Raw genomic sequence first — 17,771 nt, 5'->3', positions numbered from 1 at the left:
CGGGGCAAGGGCTGTGAGGATCGGCATCAACGGGTTTGGGCGGATCGGTCGCCTGGTGTTCCGGGCCCTCTGGGGGCGGCCGGGCCTGGAGCTGGTTCACGTTAATGACAGCGCCGGGGACGCCGCCGCCGCCGCCCATCTGCTCGAATTCGACTCGGTGCACGGCCGCTGGAACCGGGCGGTGGCGGCCGAGGCCGACGGCGGGGGGTTCACGGTCGAGGGGAGCCGGGTGGGCTGGTCGCGGGGGAGCGATCCGGCCCTGGTGCCCTGGCAGGCGGCGGGGGTGGAGCTGGTGCTCGAGTGCAGCGGCAAGGTCAAGACCCCCGAAACCCTCGCCCCCTCCCTGCACCAGGGCGGCGTGAAGCGGGTGATCGTGGCCTGCCCCGTGAAGGGCGAGCTGGACGGGGTGGAGATCCCCAACATCGTCTTCGGCATCAACCACGGCACCTACGTGCCGGACCGGCACCGGATCCTCACCGCCGCCTCCTGCACCACCAACTGCCTGGCGCCGGTGGTGAAGGTGGTGCACGAGAGCTTCGGCATCCGCCATGGCTCGATCACCACCCTGCACAACGTCACCAACACCCAGGTGGTGATCGACGGCTTCAAGAGCGATCTGCGCCGGGCCCGCTCCTGCTCCCAGAGCCTGATTCCCACCACCACCGGCTCGGCCAGGGCGATCGGCCTGATCTTCCCTGAGCTGCAGGGCAAGCTCAACGGCCACGCCGTGCGGGTGCCCCTGCTCAATGCCTCGCTCACCGATGCGGTGTTCGAACTCGAGCGCCCGGTGACGGTGGAGGAGGTGAACGGCGCCTTCGCGGCGGCGGCGGCGGGGCCCCTGCTGGGCATCCTGGGCTACGAGGAGCGGCCGCTGGTGTCGGTCGACTATCTCAACGACAGCCGCAGTTCGATCGTCGATGCCCTCTCGACGATGGTGACGGGCGGCACCCTGCTGAAGGTGTACGCCTGGTACGACAACGAGTGGGGCTACAGCTGCCGGATGGCGGATCTGGCCTGCCATGTGGCGGCCCTGGATGCCGCCCGGGCGGAGTGAGCGGCCGATGCATCCGCCCTTCTCCGGCCGGCCGCTCACGGCCCTGCAGCAGTACGCCATCGTCACGGCCAACTACTGGTGTTTCACCCTCACCGACGGCGCCCTGCGGATGCTGGTGGTGTTCCACTTCCGATCGCTGGGCTACAGCACCCTGGAGATCGCCTTTCTGTTCCTCTTCTACGAGTTCTTCGGCATCATCACCAACCTCTGCGGCGGCTGGCTGGGGGCCCGCTTCGGCCTGCGCCTCACCCTCTGGACCGGCACCCTGATGCAGGTGGCGGCCCTGCTGATGCTGGTGCCCGTCGCTGACAGCTGGCCGAAATGGTGGAGCGTGGCCTACGTGATGGTGGCCCAGGCCCTCAGCGGCATCGCCAAGGATCTCAACAAGATGAGCGCCAAAAGTGCCATCAAGTCGGTGGTTCCGGAAACCCCCGACGACCACGACAAGGGCGAGAGCCAGCTGTTCCAGTGGGTGGCGATTCTCACCGGCTCCAAGAACGCCCTCAAGGGGGTGGGATTCTTCCTCGGCGGCCTGCTGCTGGCCACGATCGGCTTCAACGCCGCCGTCGGCGCCATGGCCGCCGGCCTGTTCCTGGCCTTCCTGTTCACCCTGGTGCTGCCCGGGGAGATCGGCCGCATGAAACAGAAGCCCGCCTTCACCTCCCTGTTCTCCAAGTCCCCCGGCATCAATCGCATCTCCCTGGCCCGGTTCTTCCTCTTCGGTGCCAGGGATGTCTGGTTCGTGGTGGCCCTGCCGGTGTTCCTGCAGACCAGCCTCGGCTGGCGCTACTGGGAGGTGGGCGGCTTCATGGGGCTGTGGGTGATCGGCTACGGCCTCGTGCAGGGATCGGCCCCGGCCCTGCGGCGCCGCTGGGGCCAGACCGCGCCGCCGGGCGTCTCCGCCGTGACCTTCTGGAGCGGACTGCTCACCGCCATTCCGGCCCTGATCGCCATCGCGCTCTGGCGCGAGGTGGGGAATCCCGGTGTGGCCGTGGTGGTGGGACTGGCGGCCTTCGGGGTGGTGTTCGCCATGAATTCCTCGATCCACAGCTACATGATCCTGGCCTACACCGATGCCGAATCGGTGAGCCTGAACGTGGGCTTCTATTACATGGCCAACGCCGGTGGCCGCCTCCTCGGCACCGTGCTCTCGGGCGCCCTGTTCCTGGTGGGCGGCCTGCAGGCCTGCCTGTGGAGCTCGGCCCTGCTGGTGGGGCTCGCCTGGCTGGTGAGCACCCGGCTACCGGCACCGCCGCGGCAGGCCCAGCCCCGCCCCCTGGCCATCGGCTGAGCGCTGGCCCTCTGCTGAGCGCTGACCCCAGAGCGCCGCCCCCGCCGGCGGGTCTGTTGTCGCCATGCTGGACACCCCTTCCCCACGTGCCATGCCCTTGAGCGCCCCGCCCCGTCAGAGGTTGCTGGAGGTGAACGGCGGCTGCTGGGAGGGCCTGTTCCACCGGCTCGGACCCGATGGCCGCGAGATCGAGCGCTTCCCCACCCGCCTGCGGGTGAGCGACGAGGACGGCACCATCGAGGCGGCCCTCACCTACCTCAACTCCGGCCGCACCGTGCCGATGCGCTTCCGGGAGCCGCCGGCAGCGATGCAGATCAGCGCCGCCGGCCACTGGAGCCTGGGCATGGACCGGATGGGCCCCTGGCCCTGGATCGCCGAACTCTGCGTCGTCCAGGGCGAGCGGCGCCGGCGCGTGGTGCTGCGCCATGGCGTCGAGCGGCTGGAGAGCTTCACCTATGCCAGGGAATGGCGGCCCGGCCTCTCCGACGGCGGCCCCGCCACGCCGCTGGTCGCCGTCATCGAGAGCATCGCCCCAGGGGAGGCCGGCGGCAGCCGCTGGCGCCTGGACGACGACGTCGAGGTGATCATCGCCCCTGGGCCCGGCCAAGCGGGGCCCGTGCGGGTGGCCCTCAGCTGGCAGCCTGCCGGCGGCCCCCTCTGCCGGATCGAGCGCCGCTACACCCCCTACGGTCTGCTGGAGCCGCTGGCGCCGGACTGATGGGGCCCCCGCTGGTGTATCACCCGGCCTATGCGGTCCCCCTGCCCAGCGGCCATCGCTTCCCGATGCAGAAGTTCCGGCTGCTGAAGGAGCGGCTGGAGCAGCTGGAGCTGGCCCGCCCGGGGCAGATCCACCAGCCCCTGCCGGCGCCGCGCCGCTGGCTGGAGCTGGTGCATGGACGCGGCTACCACGAGGCCTTCTCCCGGGGACTGCTCACCCCCCAGGAGGTGCGCCGCATCGGGCTGCCGGTGTCGGAACCCCTGGTCCGCCGCAGCTGGCTGGCGGTGGGGGGCACCGTGCTCACGGCCCGGCTGGCCCTGCGCCACGGCCTGGCCTGCCACCTGGCCGGCGGCACCCACCACGCCTTCCCCCTGCACGGCAGCGGTTTCTGCATCTTCAACGACTGCGCCGTGGCGGCCCGGGTGCTGCTGGCCGAGGGCCTGGTGCGGCAGGTGCTGGTGGTGGATCTGGACGTGCACCAGGGCGACGGCACGGCGGCGATCTTCACCGGCGACCCCCGTGTGTTCACCTTCTCGATGCACGCGGCCAGCAACTTCCCCCTGCACAAGCAGACGGGCGACCTCGACCTGGCCCTGGAGGACGGCGTCGGGGATGACGCCTACCTGCGGACCCTGGAGCGGACCCTGCCGGATCTGCTGGATCAGGTGCGTCCGGATCTGGTGCTCTACAACGCCGGCGTCGATCCCCACCGGCACGACCGCCTCGGCCGGCTGGAGCTCAGCGATGACGGCCTGTACCGGCGGGACCGGCTGGTGATCGATGCCGCCCTGCGGCGCCGCCTGCCGGTGGCCACCGTCATCGGCGGGGGCTACGACGACCTGGCGGCCCTGGTGGAGCGCCACACCCTGGTGGTGCGGGCGGCCGATGGGCTCGCCCGGATCCACGCCACCGGCAGGGAGCTGTCACGTCCAGTCACAGATGGCCCTCGCCCCGGTCAGGACTGAGTCATACGGGGGCGTTTGCCTGGTGGGGCCACGGAGCTTCCGCCATGATCAGCCGTTCCTCCCGCCTGCTCCACGCCGCCCTGGTGGTGGTCTGCGGCGCCGGAATCGTCTACGCCCCGGTCCAGGCCCAGACCTCCCTGACCGTGCCCCTGGGGCAGTCCGGCTACTTCGGCCGGATCACCATCGGCAACCTGGCCCCACCGCCGGTGCTCGGTTACGGCCCGGTGATCGCCAGGCCGGCCTTGGGCAGCGACCGCTGGGGGCAGTCCGCGATCGCGCCCATCTACCTGCGGGTACCCCCCCAGCAGGCCCGCGACTGGGGCCGTTACTGCGGGCTCTACCAGGCCTGCACCGTGCCGGTGCTGTTCGTGCAGGACGACTGGTACCGCAACACCTACGCGCCGCGGGTACGGGCGGCCCAGGCCCGGCAGGCCCGGCAGCTCAGGCGTGCCGAGGAAGCGCGCGATCGCTGGCGGGCCTCCCGTCAGCCGGGGAAACGGCTGGTGACCCCCGATGGCCGCGTCTACGTGCTGGACAAGCGGCGCGACCGTGACGACGACGACGATTGAGCAGGGACGCCGCCGCCCTCAGCGGCGGCCGAGCAGGTCCTCCCAGGTGAGGGGATGCTGGGAGGGATCGTGGCGGGCCGGCCGGGCCGCCAGGGGGCAGCAGGGGTAGGCGTGGGGGCCCCGGCCGCCGGCGGCGGGGCTGGAGCTGGGGCGGGTCGCAGCGGACTGGCGCCTGGAGAGGGTGTTCATTCGGAAGGTTGGACAAGGGGATATGGATCTCGCACCGGGAGGCTGCCGTTCCCCCGCGGGGAATCGCACACGGCAACCGCTGTTGGACCTGATGGACCGACGTTGGACCTGGTGGACCGACCCCAGGAAGCGCGGGGCGGCTCGGTGCTGGCTCCGGCGAAGGCGAACAACTGGTTCGCCGGCTTCTGCCGGATCTACTGACCCTAGCGGATGCGACGGCCTCCCTTGGCCGGGGAGCCGCCGGGACGGGGCGCCAGGGGGTAGCGCCACCAAGCACCGGACCTAGAATCGGTCCTGCTCCTGCTGGCGCTTCAAGGCAGGGGTGCGTCGTGCCCTCTTCATGTCCCAGGATCAGCATCCCGAAGGGAAGCGTGCCAGTCCCCGTCACCATGTGCCGGTGGGCGTCTCCGTCAGCCTCACCCTTGCCTCGAAGCAATCGGTGTTCGTCAATCTCCGTGACGTCAGCGAGCGGGGGGCCTGTGTCCTGCGTCAGGGCAGCCTCGACGTCAAGGAGGACGACACCGTCATCTTCGAAGCCCGCAACTACGAAGCCGGCTCGAAGCTGAGCCTGCGCTCCAAGGTGCGCTGGGTGCGAAACACCGGCTTTAACACTTACGTGGGCCTCGCTTTCGTCAACGCTTCCCTCTCCCAGGACGCCCTCACCAGGCTCGTCGCCTGAGCCTGAACTCAGCCGGCGTCCGTTTCCGATCCATCCTCCAGCCCCGGGAGCGGACCATCGCTGAGCGTCCGGCTGAGCTGGGCGCCCCGGAACTGGGCCCCCTCCACCAGGGCGCCGCGCAGATCCGCCTGATGGAGAATCGCCCCGGTGAAATTGGCGCCGCGCAGATCGGCGCCCCTGAGATTCGCCCCGCTCAGATCGGAGCGGCGGAAATCGGACTGGGCCAGATCAGCGCCTTGGCAGTCGGCGTTGCGCAGCACGGTGTTGCAGAAATTGGCGCCGCGCCAGCGGCTGAACGGAATCCTCAGACCCTCAAGATCCGATCCCTCCAGATCAAAGCCGTCCTGCCAGATGCCATCGGCGGAAAACATCTCCAGGGCCCGAAGTCGACCCAGGCTGTTGGAGGCCCCGGCCTGGCCCTGGGTCAGCAGGAGTTCAAACATCTCATGATGTTCCTTCTCCTTGCGCTGTCCGGCCTCAAGCAGATAGAAGATCGCCGCCGTGACGATGCTGAACGACTCGACGGTGCCGATGCTGATGATCTCCAGCACGTTGCTGGTCAGACAATCGGCCTGACCAGCCTGGGCATGGCAGTTCTCGAAACGGTTGACCAGGGCCAGCAATCCGAAGGACAGCACGGCGGCCACCAGCACCCGGAAACCGAAGGAGCGATCCAGCAGCCGGAAGAACGGCGAGGCGCGCCGCCGTTTCTGGCGGGCGTACCAGGTGGAGGAGGGGGAGGGGCTGCGCATCGGGGTCAGTCCTGGGCGGAACAAGGGAAGATCCGGTCCCAGTCACGCCGCAGGCTGACCAGGCACCAGCCATGGCGCCGGGCCAGATCCAGGCCCTTGTCCAGCCGGCCGAAGCGGGAAGCACGGTCGTAGGCCACCTCCCGCTCGCCGTCATCGTGGTGCAGCAGCAGGGCGAGACGCTGGCCGGGACCGGCGGTGGTCCAGCGCAGCATCGCCAGGTCGCCATCGGAATTGCCGAAGGCCGCGATCGGGCGGCGGCCGATGGCCCGGGCGATCCCCAGCGGCTTGGCGTCGCCATCATTGATGGCGTCCACCACGGGTTCGCGCCACACGGTCGGCTGGCCGTTCTCCTCGCCGTAGCGCAGTTGCAGCGTCGAGCCGATGATCCGGTCCGGGGGAATGCCGTAGGTCGCTTCGGCGAACACCCGCACGAACTCGACACCCCCACCGGTCACGATCCAGCTGCGGAACCCCCTGGCGCGGAGAAACGCCAGCAGTTCCAGCATCGGCTGGTAGACGAGCCCGGTGTACGGCACCCCGAGCTGGGGATGGCGGGCCTCCCGCAACCAGTCGCGGGCCAGGCCGCTGAAGGCCGCGTCGGCCATCCCGGCGTGGGTGAGGGCCGCCAGTTCCAGCAGCCCGCGCAGGCCGTGGCCCATCAGGGCATCGATGTCGTCGGCCAGGGCCGCCGCCACCAGCGGATGGCTGGCCAGCTCGGCGCGCTCCGCCACCAGGCTGCGGGCCCGCTGGAGGGCGAAGGCCAGCTGCACGTACATCGGCTGCTCCGACCAGAGCGTGCCGTCGTTGTCGAACACGGCGATCCGCTCCTGGGGCGCTACCCAGCCGGGGGCCCCCGGGGTGCTGACGGCGGCCACAAACTCCAGCAGGCGCGTCTTGACGCTGTCCTCCCGCCAGGACGGCAGGGGATCGGGGCCAGCGTCAGCGTTCATGGGGTCGCGTGCCGTGGGGGCCAGCCATGGGGGCCGGAGCTCGAGCGGACCGCCGGCAGCGGAACTCCGCCAGACCACGCTGCCACAGCGACGGGGAGGCTCAGCCAGGCCCAGCCGGACCGCGTCGCCATGAAAAAACCCCCTGCTCGCGCAGGGGGTTGGGAAGCTCCAGAAAACTGGAGGGGCTGGATCAGCCGATCGCCGGGGCGGTCAGGGCCACAGGGGTGGCGCTGGCAGCCGCCAGGTCGAGGGGGAAGTTGTGCGCGTTGCGCTCGTGCATCACTTCCATGCCGAGGCCGGCACGGTTGAGCACGTCGGCCCAGGTGTTGATCACCCGGCCCTGGCCATCCAGGATGGACTGGTTGAAGTTGAAGCCGTTCAGGTTGAAGGCCATCGTGCTCACGCCCAGGGCGGTGAACCAGATGCCGATCACGGGCCAGGCAGCCAGGAAGAAGTGCAGGCTGCGGCTGTTGTTGAACGAGGCGTACTGGAAGATCAGGCGACCGAAGTAGCCGTGGGCGGCCACGATGTTATAGGTCTCTTCCTCTTGGCCGAACTTGTAGCCGTAGTTCTGGGACTCGCTCTCGGTGGTTTCACGCACCAGGGAGGAGGTCACCAGGGAGCCGTGCATGGCGGAGAACAGGGAGCCACCGAACACACCGGCCACACCCAGCATGTGGAAGGGGTGCATCAGGATGTTGTGCTCAGCCTGGAACACCAGCATGTAGTTGAAGGTGCCGCTGATGCCGAGGGGCATGCCGTCGGAGAAGGAACCCTGACCGAAGGGGTAGATCAGGAACACGGCGCTGGCGGCCGCCACGGGGGCGGAGTAGGCGACGCAGATCCAGGGGCGCATGCCGAGGCGGTAGGAGAGTTCCCACTCGCGGCCCATGTAGGCGAAGACGCCGATCAGGAAGTGGAAGACCACCAGCTGGTAGGGGCCACCGTTGTACAGCCACTCGTCGAGGCTGGCGGCTTCCCAGATGGGGTAGAAGTGCAGGCCGATGGCGTTGCTGGAAGGAACAACAGCGCCGGAGATGATGTTGTTGCCGTACATCAGGGAGCCGGCGACGGGCTCACGGATGCCGTCGATGTCGACAGGGGGCGCCGCGATGAAGGCGACGATGAAGCAGATGGTGGCGGCCAGGAGGGTGGGGATCATCAGCACACCGAACCAACCGACGTAGAGACGGTTGTTGGTGGAGGTGACCCACTCACAGAACTGGTTCCACACCGAAGCGCCGGAGCGCTGCTGGAGAGTGGCGGTCATGAGTGCAGGAAAGTGTGCCGTCGGGCGGGGCGCAGGTGCGCTGGCCGTGGGCGTAAGGAAGGGCGACGGATCGCCTCACAGCAATGTAACAGACCATTGCGGGGTGTGAGGCGGCCTTCATGAAGAAAAGATGAGCTTCCCGCCTGGCCTGGCCCCCCTGCCGCTGCTAGGAGGTGAGGTGCTCCGGTCATCTCGCCCTGCCGCCGATGGTCTCGCGTTCGTCGCTTCCTTCCCAGCCACCGCGTACCGCCGGCCAACAGCTGCGTCGGCGTCTGCGCGGTCCGCTGCCCGCCCTGCTGCTGCTCCCCCTGCTGGCGGCCGGTTGCCAGGGCCTGCCCAATCCCGAGAGCCGCCGCATCGACCAGCTCGAACTCAAGATCCAGCAGCTGGAGCAGCGGCTCAACAAGGCCGACCTGCGTCCCGACACGGCCGATCCGGCCGGCAAGCCCCCGGCCGGCGTCGTCAAGTCGCTGACCCTGCGCACCGACACCGAGGACGACCGGCTGCGCATCTACTGGGCCGACGGCAGCAGGACCGACCTCCCCTGCACCAAGGAACAGACCACCCTCGTCTGCGGATGACCATGACCTCCCCTTCCCTGCGGCCCCTGCTGGGCTGCCTGGCCCTGCTGGTGGCCGTCCCCCTGGTGGGGGCCTCCCCGGCCCGGGCCCAGATGACCCAGGAGCAGGCCTTCCAGCGGGGCCGCGCCGCCAACCTGGCCAGGATGCGGGCCGAGGTGATCAACGGCGGCCTCGGGGTCTACCGGCCCGCGCTCTGCATGTACGAGCGCAGCGGCGGCAGCTGCCTGGTGCGCGCCGATGCCGAAGGTTTCCTGTTCCGCTTCTACGGCGGCGTGCCCGGTTGGGCCCAGCTCGGCCTGCCGCCATCGGTGGAAACGGAGATCCTCGTCGCCCCGGATGGCCGCAGCGTCCTGAACGTCCTCTACAACGGCGTGCCCCGCTCCCAGCCCGCCGCCGCCGGCCAGCCCCAGGTTCAGCCGGGGCTCTGAAGGTTGCGGGCCAGGTCGCCCAGGGCCCGGCCCCAGCCCGGCTCCACCGGCCAGGACTCCCGCCGGGTGAGGCTGAGGGCGATGCCCTTCTCGCCGTAGGCCGCCTCGTTGATGAACACGGCCCAGACGGGGCCGATCTCCTGGTCTTCCCGCGGGTGGAAGGGAATCGTGGCGCCCTCGGCCGTCAGGAAGAGGGGGTCGCCGGCGGCGATCGGCTGCCAGTCGCGGCCCTGGCGCTGGGGATGTACCACCGCCGCCGGGGAGCCGTCGCCATGGCGTGGCAGATCGAGGCTGCCCAGGTGCCGGTGCACCACCAGCCGGTCGGGCTGGCGCAGGGTTCCGCTGCGGGCCTCCGCCAGCACCTCCAGGGCCGCCTCGAGGGCGAGCTGGCTCTGGAGGCAGATCGGCGCCTGGATCACGCCCTGGGGTACCGGACCCACCTCCACCACCAGCCCACAGGGCCAGCGCTCCACCAGGTAGCCGGTCTGGGCCCGGTCCTGTTCATGCAGGTAGATCGGCAGGCCAAGGCGCTGCTGGATGCCCGCCGCCAGGGCCAGATCGGCCGGCCGCCGGCCATAGACCACCAGGCTGTTGCCCATGGCGGCCGTGGTGCTGTGCAGGTCGAGGGCCACCAGACAGGGGGCGCTGCCGCCGGGCCCGTGGCGGGCCAGCAGTTCCCGGGCCCGCTCCAGTTCCCGGTTCCCCGGCCCGGGGGCGGCCATCAGGTCGGGCACGAAGCTGCGGTTGAGGTCCTGGTCGAGGTAGCGCACCCCGGCGGCATGGGCGGCGGGGTTGCCCAGCACCAGCTCCAGGGCCAGGCCGCTGCTGCGCAGCAGCGCCGGGTGCCGTCGCCAGGCCTCCAGCAGCCAGGGCGCGTTGCGCTCGTTGCCGTGGGTGCCCCCCACCACCATCACCCGGCCCGCCACCATCGCCTGCTCGCTCACAGGCCCCAGCCTGGCGCAGAGTCAGGGCAGCGAACCGTGATGTCCATGGCCCCGCCCGCCGCGCTGGTGCGCTCCGCCCGGCAGTTCTGGCAGTGCCAGTGGCGCCTGCTGATGGGCGGGCTCGGCCCCGCCGACGGCCAGGGCCGCTACCGCCGGCCGGCCGGGGCCTTCACCGCCCTGCCGCCGGTGCCGGAGGACGCCGCCGAGGCCGGCAGCCACGTGCTGATCGTGGGCCGCAGCTGCCCCTGGGCCCATCGGGCCTGGATCACCTGGAGCCTGCGGGGCCTGGCCCCGATGGTCGACACGGTGGTGGTGGTCCCCGATCCGGACGCCGGTCGCTGGCGGTTCAGCAAGCCCTTCGAGGGCTGCGCGACCCTGCTCGAGCTCTACCGCCGCTGCGGCGCCGATCCCCGCGCCCGGGCCACCGTGCCGGCCCTCTATTCGCGGCGAACGGGGACGATCCTGGTGAACGAGAGCGCCCGCCTGATCGAGCTGCTCAACGCCTGGCCCGCTGCGCCCGAAGCTCCTGACCTGGCCCCGCCGGCGGACCTGCCGGCCATCACCGCCTGGCGGGAGCGCCTGCAGGGGGATGTCAACGATGGGGTGTACCGCTGTGGCTTCGCCCGCAACCAGACGGCCTACGACGAGGCCGAGGCGGCCCTGTTCGCCGCCCTCGGGGCGGTGGAGGCGGCCCTCGCCGCCGGCGGAGAGAGCGGCGGCTGGCTCTGCGGCGGCGCCGGGCCCAGCCTGGCGGATGTGGTGCTCTTCCCCACCCTGATCCGCATGGAGCTGGTCTACGCCCCCCTGTTCGGCTGCAGCCGCCGGCCCCTCTGGCAGCTGCCGCGGCTGTGGGACTGGCGGCGCCGCTTCCACGGCCTCGAAGGGGTGGCCGCCACCTGCTTCCCGGACGCCTGGAGGACCGACTACTTCGGGGCCCTGTTCCCCCTTCACCCCTCCGGCATCGTCCCGGCGGGACCGGACCTGGCCACACTGGTGGGCAGCCCGCCCCCTGCCGCCCCCGGCGCCCCCACCCGATGAGCAGCACCCTGGCCACCCCGGATGGCGCCGACCCCGTCTTCGAGGGGGTGTACGGCCGCTTCACGATCACCGCCGACGACCGCCGCGAGGTGCTCGGCTATCGGCTGGCCCTCACCGCCGTGGCCCTGGGCCAGCTGGCCCTGCTGGCCCAGTGGCGCCAGCTGGGCCCCGAGCTGCTCTGGCCCTGGCTACTGGTGATGGCGGCCGGGCTGGGCCTGGCCCTGCGTTGGATCCACATCTACCTGCGCCCCCTGCACCGGGCCCTGCAGCTGTTCTGGCTGGCGGGCTGCCTGGGCGGGGTGCTGCTGGCCCTGCGGGCCGGACCGGGCCAGATGCTTCCCGCCCTGGCCCAGCAACCCCTGTGGATCCTGGCGGTGGGGCCCTACTTCGCCGCCCTGGCCGGCATCGGCTTCAAGGAATTCTTCTGCTTCCAGCGCCCCGAGGCGATCGGCGTCACCCTGCTGCTGCCCCTGGCCCTGCTCGGCCGCCTGGCCGGCGTGCTCAGCCCGGCCACCACCGCCAGCCTGCTGGCCGCCGAAGCCCTGCTGCTGCTGGTGCTCTGCCTGCGCAAGTTCCCGATGCCGGCGGCGGCGGATGTGGGCGACAAGAGCGTCTTCGCCCACCTGGAGCAGCAGCGCCGTGGGCAGGGCCCGTCCGCCGAAGCCCCATGAGCCTGATCAGCCTGGTGGGGGCCGCCAAGGACTTCGGTCTGCGCAGCCTGTTCGCCGACCTCGACCTGCACGTGGGGGAGCGGGACCGGCTGGGGCTGATCGGCCCCAACGGCGCCGGCAAGAGCACCCTGCTGCGGGTGCTGGCGGGCCTCGAACCGCTGGATCGCGGCGAGCGCCGCTGCCATGCCCGCACCCGGGTGGTGCTGCTCGACCAGGAGCCCCGGCTGGATCCGGACCTGACCGTGCTGGAACAGGTGTTCGCCGGGGACGGGGAGGCCATGGCCCTGCTGCGGGAGCACGCCGGGGTGAGCCACCAGCTGGCGAGTGGGGCGGAGGAGGGCCCGTTGCTGGCCCGCCTCAGCGCCCTGCAGCACCGCATGGACAGCTGCCAGGCCTGGGATCTGGAGCGCCGCTGCCGCGAGGTGCTGGAGCGCCTGGGCATCGACGCCGCCCACCAGGAGCGGACGATCGGCGAGCTCTCCGGCGGCAACCGGCGCCGCGTCGCCCTGGCGGCGGCCCTGGTGGCCGAACCGGAGGTGCTGCTCCTCGATGAACCCACCAACCACCTCGATGCCGAGGGGGTCGAGTGGCTGCAGAGCTACCTGGATCGCTTCGCCGGCGCCCTGGTGCTCGTCACCCATGACCGCTACCTGCTCGATCGGGTCACCAAGAGGATCGTGGCGGTGGATCGGGGCGAGGCCCGCCCCTATGAGGGCAACTACGGCACCTACCTGGCCCTGAAGGCGGCCGAGGAGGAGGCCGAAGCCTCCACCGCCGCCAAGCTCAAGGGGACCCTGCGGCGGGAACTGGCCTGGATGCGCCAGGGCCCCAAGGCCCGCAGCACCAAGCAGAAGGCCCGGCTGCAGCGCATCGATGCCCTGCTGGAGGCCCCCACCCGCCAGGGGCGGGCCAGCCTGGCGATGGCCGCCACCGCCCGGCGCATCGGCAAGCGGGCGATCACGGCCGAGGGCCTGGCGGTGGCCGTGGGCGAGCGCACCCTGCTGCGGGACTTCAGCTACGACTTCAGCCCCGAGGACCGGGTGGGGATCATCGGGCCCAACGGGGCCGGCAAATCCAGCCTGCTGGAGGTGATCGCCGGGCGCCGGCCGCCCAGCGAAGGCCTGCTGGAACTGGGGGCGACGGTGAAGCTGGCCTACTTCGACCAGCACAGCGACGTGCTGCTGGCCAAGGACGGCAAGCGCAAGGTGATCGAGGTGGTGCAGGAGGCCGCCAGCCGGGTGCAGGTGGACGGGGTGGACCTGACGGCCTCCCAGCTGCTGGAGCGGTTCCTGTTCCCCCCTGCCCAGCAGCACCAGCCGGTGGCCAAGCTCTCCGGGGGCGAGCGCCGGCGGCTGCACCTCTGCCGGCTGCTGATCGAGGCCCCCAACGTGCTGCTGCTGGACGAGCCCACCAACGACCTGGACGTGCACACCCTCAGCGTGCTGGAGGACTTCCTCGAGGATTTCCGCGGCTGTGTGGTGGTGGTCTCCCATGACCGCTGGTTCCTGGACCGCACCGTCGACCGCCTGTTCCACTTCGAGGCGGGCCGGCTGGAGCGGTTCGAGGGCAACTACACCAGCTGGCTGGAGCGGCGGGCCCAGGCCCCGGTTGACGCCACCGCCGGCCCGGCTGGCAGCCCCGGCCCGGCCGCCGCCCCTGGGGGCGCCCCGGAATCCACCAGGCGAGCGACGCCAGCGGCCAAAGCGGCAGCGGCCGGGCCCCGGCGGCGCAGCTTCAAGGAGTCCCGGGAGCTGGAGCGCCTCGAGAGCGAGCTGCCGGAGCTCGAGGGGCGCCGCCGGGAGCTGGAGCAGCAGCTGGCGGCCCCCAGCGGCCCGGACTACGCCCGGCTGGAGGCCCTGACCCACGAGTTGGCGGCCCTGGTGGAGCGGATCACCGCCGCCGAGGAGCGCTGGCTAACGCTCAGCGAGCTGGCAGCCTGAGCGCCGGCGCCGGTGCGGGTGGGGCACCTCCAGCAGGCCCCCCCCATCGGCCATCCGCGGGGGCAGGCCACAGACCGGGCCGGCGGGCTCCGGCAGCAGCCAGGGCTGGCGCTGCACCCGATCCCCCCGGGCTTCGGCTTGCTGCATCGCCGTCGGCTTGTAGTCGTCCACGCTGCGGTGGGCCGCCATCTGGTCCCCCATGCGGCGCAGGTAGAGATCCTGGTACCACTGCACCGCATCGGACTGGAAAGCCTCCAGGGCCGCCTGGACGCTGGCGAAGCGCTGGCTGACAAGTCCGCTGGGGGCGCACTGCTTCCAGATCAGCACCTCCTCGAAGCCGAGGCCCCGGCGCCACTGGCGCTGTTCCGACAGGTAGCAGTGGGCTTCGGGACCGTTGATCCAGAAGAGCCGCCCGTGCTCGTCGATGAAATGCCGTTCCCGCCGCTTGCTGATGCGTGTCATGGGCCAACCGGGGCACTGTCCATTCCGCTGCTAGCCACGGAGGCGGCACCACCGCAGCCGCCGGCGCCGGGTTTGCAACGGTCTGACCGGTGAGCAGGGGGTGTGCGGAGACCCACAGGATGCGGCGATCCCCCGGCCCCGACCGTATGGTGTCTGCGGTGAGTTCCGACCCGTGACGGCCGGTTTTTGCATGAAGACGATCGACGATCACATCGAGAAGGACAAAGTCGAGATCGAATCGGCCAAGGCCGATGGCAATCTCGGCAAGGTGCGCCACCTCGAAGAGGAGCTCAAGGCCCTCAACGAGTACAAGGAGCACCACCCCGAGGACAACCACGACCCCACCCCCCTGGAGGTCTACTGCGACCTCAACCCCGAAGCTCCCGAGTGCCGGGTCTACGACGACTGATCGGGTCTCAGGCGATGCCCAGCTGGGCCCACACGGCGGCCAGCAGGGCATCGAGACCCTGGGAGGCCGCCGCAGAAATCACCAGCGGGGGCTCACCGACGTGGGCGCCGATGGCGGCCACCCGCTCCTCGAGTCCGGCGGCATCGCAGAGCTCCATCTTGTTGAGCACCACCAGGCGTGGCCGGTCGCTGAGGCCGTGGCCGTAGGCGGCGAGTTCCTCCTCCACCACCCTCAGATCCGCCATCACATCCTCCGCACCCGCATCCACCAGATGCAGCAACAGCCGGGTGCGCTCGATGTGGCGCAGGAAGTCATGGCCCAGCCCGGCGCCCCGCGCCGCCCCCGCGATCAGGCCGGGGATGTCGGCGAAGACGGTGCCGTCGCCGCTCGGGCGCCGCACCACCCCCAGGTTGGGCACCAGGGTGGTGAAGGGGTAATCGGCGATCTTGGGCCGGGCCGCCGAGAGCACGGCGATGAGGGTGCTCTTGCCGGCATTGGGCAGGCCGATGATCCCCACCTCGGCCAGCAGCTTGAGTTCCAGCTGCAGCAGCCATTCCTCCCCCTCCTTGCCCTCGGTGAACTTCTCCGGCGCTCGGTTGCGGTTGCTGAGGTAGTGGGCGTTGCCCAGTCCCCCCCGGCCACCGGCCGCCACCAGCAGTTCCTCGCCGGCGTTGGTGAGGTCCCCCAGCAGGATGCCGGTGCGGCAGTCGCGCACCTCCGTGCCGCAGGGCACCCGGATCGTCAGGGTGGAGGCACTCGCCCCGGTGGAGCGGTTCGGCCCGCCGCGGCGGCCATCGTCGGCGGCGAACAGGCGCCGGTACTTGAAGTCCAGCAGGGTCTGGAGGTTGGCATCGGCCACGAGGAGCACGTCACCGCCGCGGCCGCCGTCGCCGCCGGAGGGCCCGCCGGCGGGGACGTACTTCTCACGACGGAAGGCCACGATGCCGTCGCCGCCGCGGCCGGCGCGCACGGCGATGCGGGCCTGATCGATGAACTGCAAGGAAGGGGTTCGGCCGGGGCACGGATGAGGAACAACCCTAGGATCCCCCGGTTGCACCCCTGGTTTGGCCGAGGTCCGCTTCGAGAAGGTCGGCAAGACCTACCCGCCCCGTCGCGGCGGCAACCCGGTGGAGGTGCTGCGCCAGCTCGACCTGCACATCCAGGACGGTGAATTCCTCGTGCTGGTGGGCCCTTCGGGCTGCGGCAAGAGCACCCTCCTGCGCCTGCTGGCGGGGCTGGAAGCCACCACCTCCGGTGAGATCTACGTGGGCGAGCGGCCCGTGAGCCGGCTGCGGCCGGCCCAGCGCGACGTGGCGATGGTGTTCCAGAGCTACGCGCTCTATCCCCACCTAAGTGTGGCCGACAACATCGGCTTCGGCCTGCGCCGCAGCCGCCACCGCAGCCTGCCCCAGCAGCTGCAGGACAGCCTGCACCGGGCCACCCGCGGCCTGCCGGCCCCCCTGCGGATCGATTCCGAGCGGGAGCGGCGCATCGCGGCCCGCATCGACGAGGTGGCCGCCACCCTGGAGCTGGAACCGCTGCTGGAGCGGCGGCCCAAGGAGCTCTCCGGGGGCCAGAAGCAGCGGGTGGCGCTGGGCCGGGCCATCGCCCGCCAGCCGGCGGTGTTCCTGATGGATGAGCCCCTCAGCAACCTGGACGCCAAGCTGCGCACCGGCACCCGCACCCAGATCGTGGAGCTGCAGCGGCGCCTGGGCACCACCACCCTCTACGTCACCCACGACCAGGTGGAGGCCATGACCATGGGCCACCGCATCGCCGTGCTGAACGAGGGCCGGCTGCAGCAGCTGGGCACCCCGATGCAGCTGTACCAGTGGCCCTCCAACCTGTTCGTGGCCCAGTTCATCGGCAGCCCGGCGATGAACCTGCTGCCGGTGGAGGTGGCCGGCTCCGCCCAGCTGCTGCTGGGGGGGCGGCGCTTCCCGGTGGAGGGGCCGATGGCCGACCTTCTCGGCGACTGGATCGGCCACCGGATCACCGGCGGCCTGCGGCCGGAGCACCTGCGGCTCGCCCCCGCCACCAACCGCAACCTGGCGGCGGAGGTGAGCCACTGTGAGGCCCTGGGCAACGAACAGCTGGTCACCTGCCGCCTGCTGGAGGGCAGCCACCTGGTGCTGGTGCGGGCCACCCCGGACCAGAGCGTGACCGTGGGCCAGACCGTGCATCTGGATGTCGAACCCACGGGCTGGCGCCTGTTCGACGGGCTCGGGGCGGCCCTGCTGCCGACCGAAGCCACCACGCCGCCGCCGCGGCAGGAACCCCAGCTGCCCGCCATCAGCCACTGAACCAGCAGCCCCTGAGCCAGCAGCCCCGGGCCGCCGGCAGAGGCTTCACTTCACCCAGATCACGCTGCAGCCGGGCCCCCCATCCCCCTGCTCGGCATCGCTGACCCGCTCCACCCAGGGCAGACCGGACAGCCATTCCCGCAGGCCCCGCTTGAGCTTGCCGGTGCCGATGCCGTGGATCACCCACACCGGCCCGTTGGCGCCACGCAGGCGCTCCTCCACCGCCGCCTCGGCCTCATGCACCCGCAGGCCGCGCACGTCCACCGTGTTGCCCTCGGTGCGCACCTCGGGCCCGCGGCTGCCCGGGGACCGGCGGCTGCGGATCCGCACCTGGGGCGGCGGCTCGGGGGGTGCCGGCTTCTCGCCGTGCAGCCCCTCGATGGCGGCGAGTTCCACCGACAGGCGCAGCACACCGCAGCGGACGCTGAGCTCGCTGCCGTCGTCGGAGATCGCCAGCACCTCGGCCGCCTTGCCCAGGGCCAGCAGCCGGATGCGGTCGCCCACCCGGGGCCGCCAGCCGCCGTGGTCGCGCCGCTCCGGCAGGGGCCGGTGCTGCTG

The 17,771-nt window shown here is 71.2% G+C and carries 21 protein-coding genes; 13 read left to right on the top strand and 8 right to left on the bottom strand.

Going from position 1 to position 17,771, the window contains the following annotated elements:
• The first annotated feature begins 13 nt into the window (after positions 1-13).
• From KBY81_RS08060 to KBY81_RS08040, 5 genes are all read left to right on the top strand, one after another.
• On the top strand, positions 14-1,054 hold the full coding sequence (locus tag KBY81_RS08060; RefSeq protein WP_254976194.1) for an ArsJ-associated glyceraldehyde-3-phosphate dehydrogenase: 1,041 nt from the start codon (positions 14-16) through the stop codon (positions 1,052-1,054).
• Positions 1,055-1,061: 7 nt separating this feature from the next.
• Positions 1,062-2,345, top strand: a complete 1,284-nt coding sequence (arsJ, locus tag KBY81_RS08055) for an organoarsenical effux MFS transporter ArsJ (protein WP_254976192.1) — start codon at positions 1,062-1,064, stop codon at positions 2,343-2,345.
• A 97-nt stretch (positions 2,346-2,442) separates the two neighbouring features.
• Positions 2,443-3,063: a DUF3598 family protein gene (locus KBY81_RS08050; protein ID WP_254976191.1), complete on the top strand. Its 621-nt coding sequence runs from the start codon at positions 2,443-2,445 to the stop codon at positions 3,061-3,063.
• Positions 3,063-4,028 carry a histone deacetylase gene (locus KBY81_RS08045; RefSeq protein ID WP_254976190.1) on the top strand — a complete coding sequence of 322 codons (966 nt, stop codon included), beginning with the start codon at positions 3,063-3,065 and terminating at the stop codon, positions 4,026-4,028. The genes KBY81_RS08050 and KBY81_RS08045 overlap by 1 nt, the downstream gene beginning before the upstream one ends.
• 44 nt (positions 4,029-4,072) lie before the next feature.
• Positions 4,073-4,597: a hypothetical protein gene (locus KBY81_RS08040; protein WP_106220517.1), complete on the top strand. Its 525-nt coding sequence runs from the start codon at positions 4,073-4,075 to the stop codon at positions 4,595-4,597.
• Positions 4,598-4,615: 18 nt separating this feature from the next.
• Here KBY81_RS08040 and KBY81_RS08035 read toward each other — a convergent pair whose 3' ends face one another.
• Positions 4,616-4,786 carry a hypothetical protein gene (locus tag KBY81_RS08035; protein WP_254976188.1) on the bottom strand — a complete coding sequence of 57 codons (171 nt, stop codon included), beginning with the start codon at positions 4,784-4,786 and terminating at the stop codon, positions 4,616-4,618.
• 340 nt (positions 4,787-5,126) lie between these two features.
• On the opposite strand from KBY81_RS08035, the gene KBY81_RS08030 reads away from it, so the two are divergent.
• Positions 5,127-5,465, top strand: a complete 339-nt coding sequence (locus KBY81_RS08030; RefSeq protein WP_106220516.1) for a PilZ domain-containing protein — start codon at positions 5,127-5,129, stop codon at positions 5,463-5,465.
• Positions 5,466-5,473: 8 nt separating this feature from the next.
• Here the strand turns inward: KBY81_RS08030 and KBY81_RS08025 are convergent, their stop codons facing one another.
• The 3 genes from KBY81_RS08025 to psbA form a co-directional block, all read right to left on the bottom strand.
• Positions 5,474-6,217, bottom strand: a complete 744-nt coding sequence (locus KBY81_RS08025; RefSeq protein ID WP_106220515.1) for a pentapeptide repeat-containing protein — start codon at positions 6,215-6,217, stop codon at positions 5,474-5,476.
• A 5-nt stretch (positions 6,218-6,222) separates the two neighbouring features.
• Positions 6,223-7,167 carry an HAD family phosphatase gene (locus KBY81_RS08020; RefSeq protein ID WP_254976186.1) on the bottom strand — a complete coding sequence of 315 codons (945 nt, stop codon included), beginning with the start codon at positions 7,165-7,167 and terminating at the stop codon, positions 6,223-6,225.
• A 190-nt stretch (positions 7,168-7,357) separates the two neighbouring features.
• Positions 7,358-8,437 (bottom strand): photosystem II q(b) protein, encoded by a 1,080-nt coding sequence (psbA, locus tag KBY81_RS08015; RefSeq protein ID WP_015109068.1) that lies wholly within the window; start codon positions 8,435-8,437, stop codon positions 7,358-7,360.
• Between the two features lie 206 nt (positions 8,438-8,643).
• On the opposite strand from psbA, the gene KBY81_RS08010 reads away from it, so the two are divergent.
• On the top strand, positions 8,644-9,018 hold the full coding sequence (locus tag KBY81_RS08010) for a hypothetical protein (RefSeq protein WP_254976185.1): 375 nt from the start codon (positions 8,644-8,646) through the stop codon (positions 9,016-9,018).
• A gap of 2 nt (positions 9,019-9,020) precedes the next feature.
• Positions 9,021-9,446: a hypothetical protein gene (locus tag KBY81_RS08005; RefSeq protein WP_254976184.1), complete on the top strand. Its 426-nt coding sequence runs from the start codon at positions 9,021-9,023 to the stop codon at positions 9,444-9,446.
• On the opposite strand, the gene KBY81_RS08000 is transcribed toward KBY81_RS08005, so the two are convergent.
• Positions 9,431-10,375 carry an aspartoacylase gene (locus KBY81_RS08000; RefSeq protein WP_254976214.1) on the bottom strand — a complete coding sequence of 315 codons (945 nt, stop codon included), beginning with the start codon at positions 10,373-10,375 and terminating at the stop codon, positions 9,431-9,433. The two genes, KBY81_RS08005 and KBY81_RS08000, sit on opposite strands and share 16 nt — an antisense overlap.
• Positions 10,376-10,435: 60 nt before the next feature.
• On the opposite strand from KBY81_RS08000, the gene KBY81_RS07995 reads away from it, so the two are divergent.
• The 3 genes from KBY81_RS07995 to KBY81_RS07985 are packed head-to-tail and all read left to right on the top strand — an operon-like array spanning position 10,436 to position 14,039.
• Positions 10,436-11,428: a glutathione S-transferase C-terminal domain-containing protein gene (locus KBY81_RS07995; protein WP_254976183.1), complete on the top strand. Its 993-nt coding sequence runs from the start codon at positions 10,436-10,438 to the stop codon at positions 11,426-11,428.
• A complete protein-coding gene (locus KBY81_RS07990) occupies positions 11,425-12,099 on the top strand; it encodes a DUF2301 domain-containing membrane protein (RefSeq protein WP_254973842.1) in 675 nt (224 codons plus the stop codon). The genes KBY81_RS07995 and KBY81_RS07990 overlap by 4 nt, the downstream gene beginning before the upstream one ends.
• Positions 12,096-14,039 (top strand): ABC-F family ATP-binding cassette domain-containing protein, encoded by a 1,944-nt coding sequence (locus tag KBY81_RS07985; RefSeq protein ID WP_254976182.1) that lies wholly within the window; start codon positions 12,096-12,098, stop codon positions 14,037-14,039. Before KBY81_RS07990 ends, KBY81_RS07985 begins: the two co-directional genes overlap by 4 nt.
• Here KBY81_RS07985 and KBY81_RS07980 read toward each other — a convergent pair.
• A complete protein-coding gene (locus tag KBY81_RS07980) occupies positions 14,013-14,501 on the bottom strand; it encodes a hypothetical protein (protein ID WP_254973840.1) in 489 nt (162 codons plus the stop codon). The genes KBY81_RS07985 and KBY81_RS07980 overlap by 27 nt on opposite strands.
• 190 nt (positions 14,502-14,691) lie before the next feature.
• Between KBY81_RS07980 and KBY81_RS07975 the strand changes: the two genes are divergently transcribed.
• Complete coding sequence (locus tag KBY81_RS07975; protein WP_043325524.1) at positions 14,692-14,910, top strand: Calvin cycle protein CP12; 219 nt, start codon at positions 14,692-14,694, stop codon at positions 14,908-14,910.
• A gap of 7 nt (positions 14,911-14,917) precedes the next feature.
• Here the strand turns inward: KBY81_RS07975 and cgtA are convergent, their stop codons facing one another.
• Positions 14,918-15,910 (bottom strand): Obg family GTPase CgtA, encoded by a 993-nt coding sequence (gene cgtA / locus KBY81_RS07970; protein ID WP_254973837.1) that lies wholly within the window; start codon positions 15,908-15,910, stop codon positions 14,918-14,920.
• Positions 15,911-15,974: 64 nt separating this feature from the next.
• On the opposite strand from cgtA, the gene KBY81_RS07965 reads away from it, so the two are divergent.
• Complete coding sequence (locus KBY81_RS07965) at positions 15,975-17,213, top strand: ABC transporter ATP-binding protein (RefSeq protein WP_254976181.1); 1,239 nt, start codon at positions 15,975-15,977, stop codon at positions 17,211-17,213.
• A 45-nt stretch (positions 17,214-17,258) separates the two neighbouring features.
• Here KBY81_RS07965 and KBY81_RS07960 read toward each other — a convergent pair.
• The coding region (locus KBY81_RS07960) for a Smr/MutS family protein (protein ID WP_254976180.1) at positions 17,259-17,771 on the bottom strand (513 nt) is incomplete at its 5' end.

The sequence above is a fragment of the Cyanobium sp. Lug-B genome (assembly GCF_024345635.1).
GTDB lineage: Bacteria > Cyanobacteriota > Cyanobacteriia > PCC-6307 > Cyanobiaceae > Cyanobium > Cyanobium minutissimum.
The sequence above is the reverse complement of the archived record's forward strand: the minus strand, read 5'-3'. Positions and strand labels throughout refer to the sequence as shown.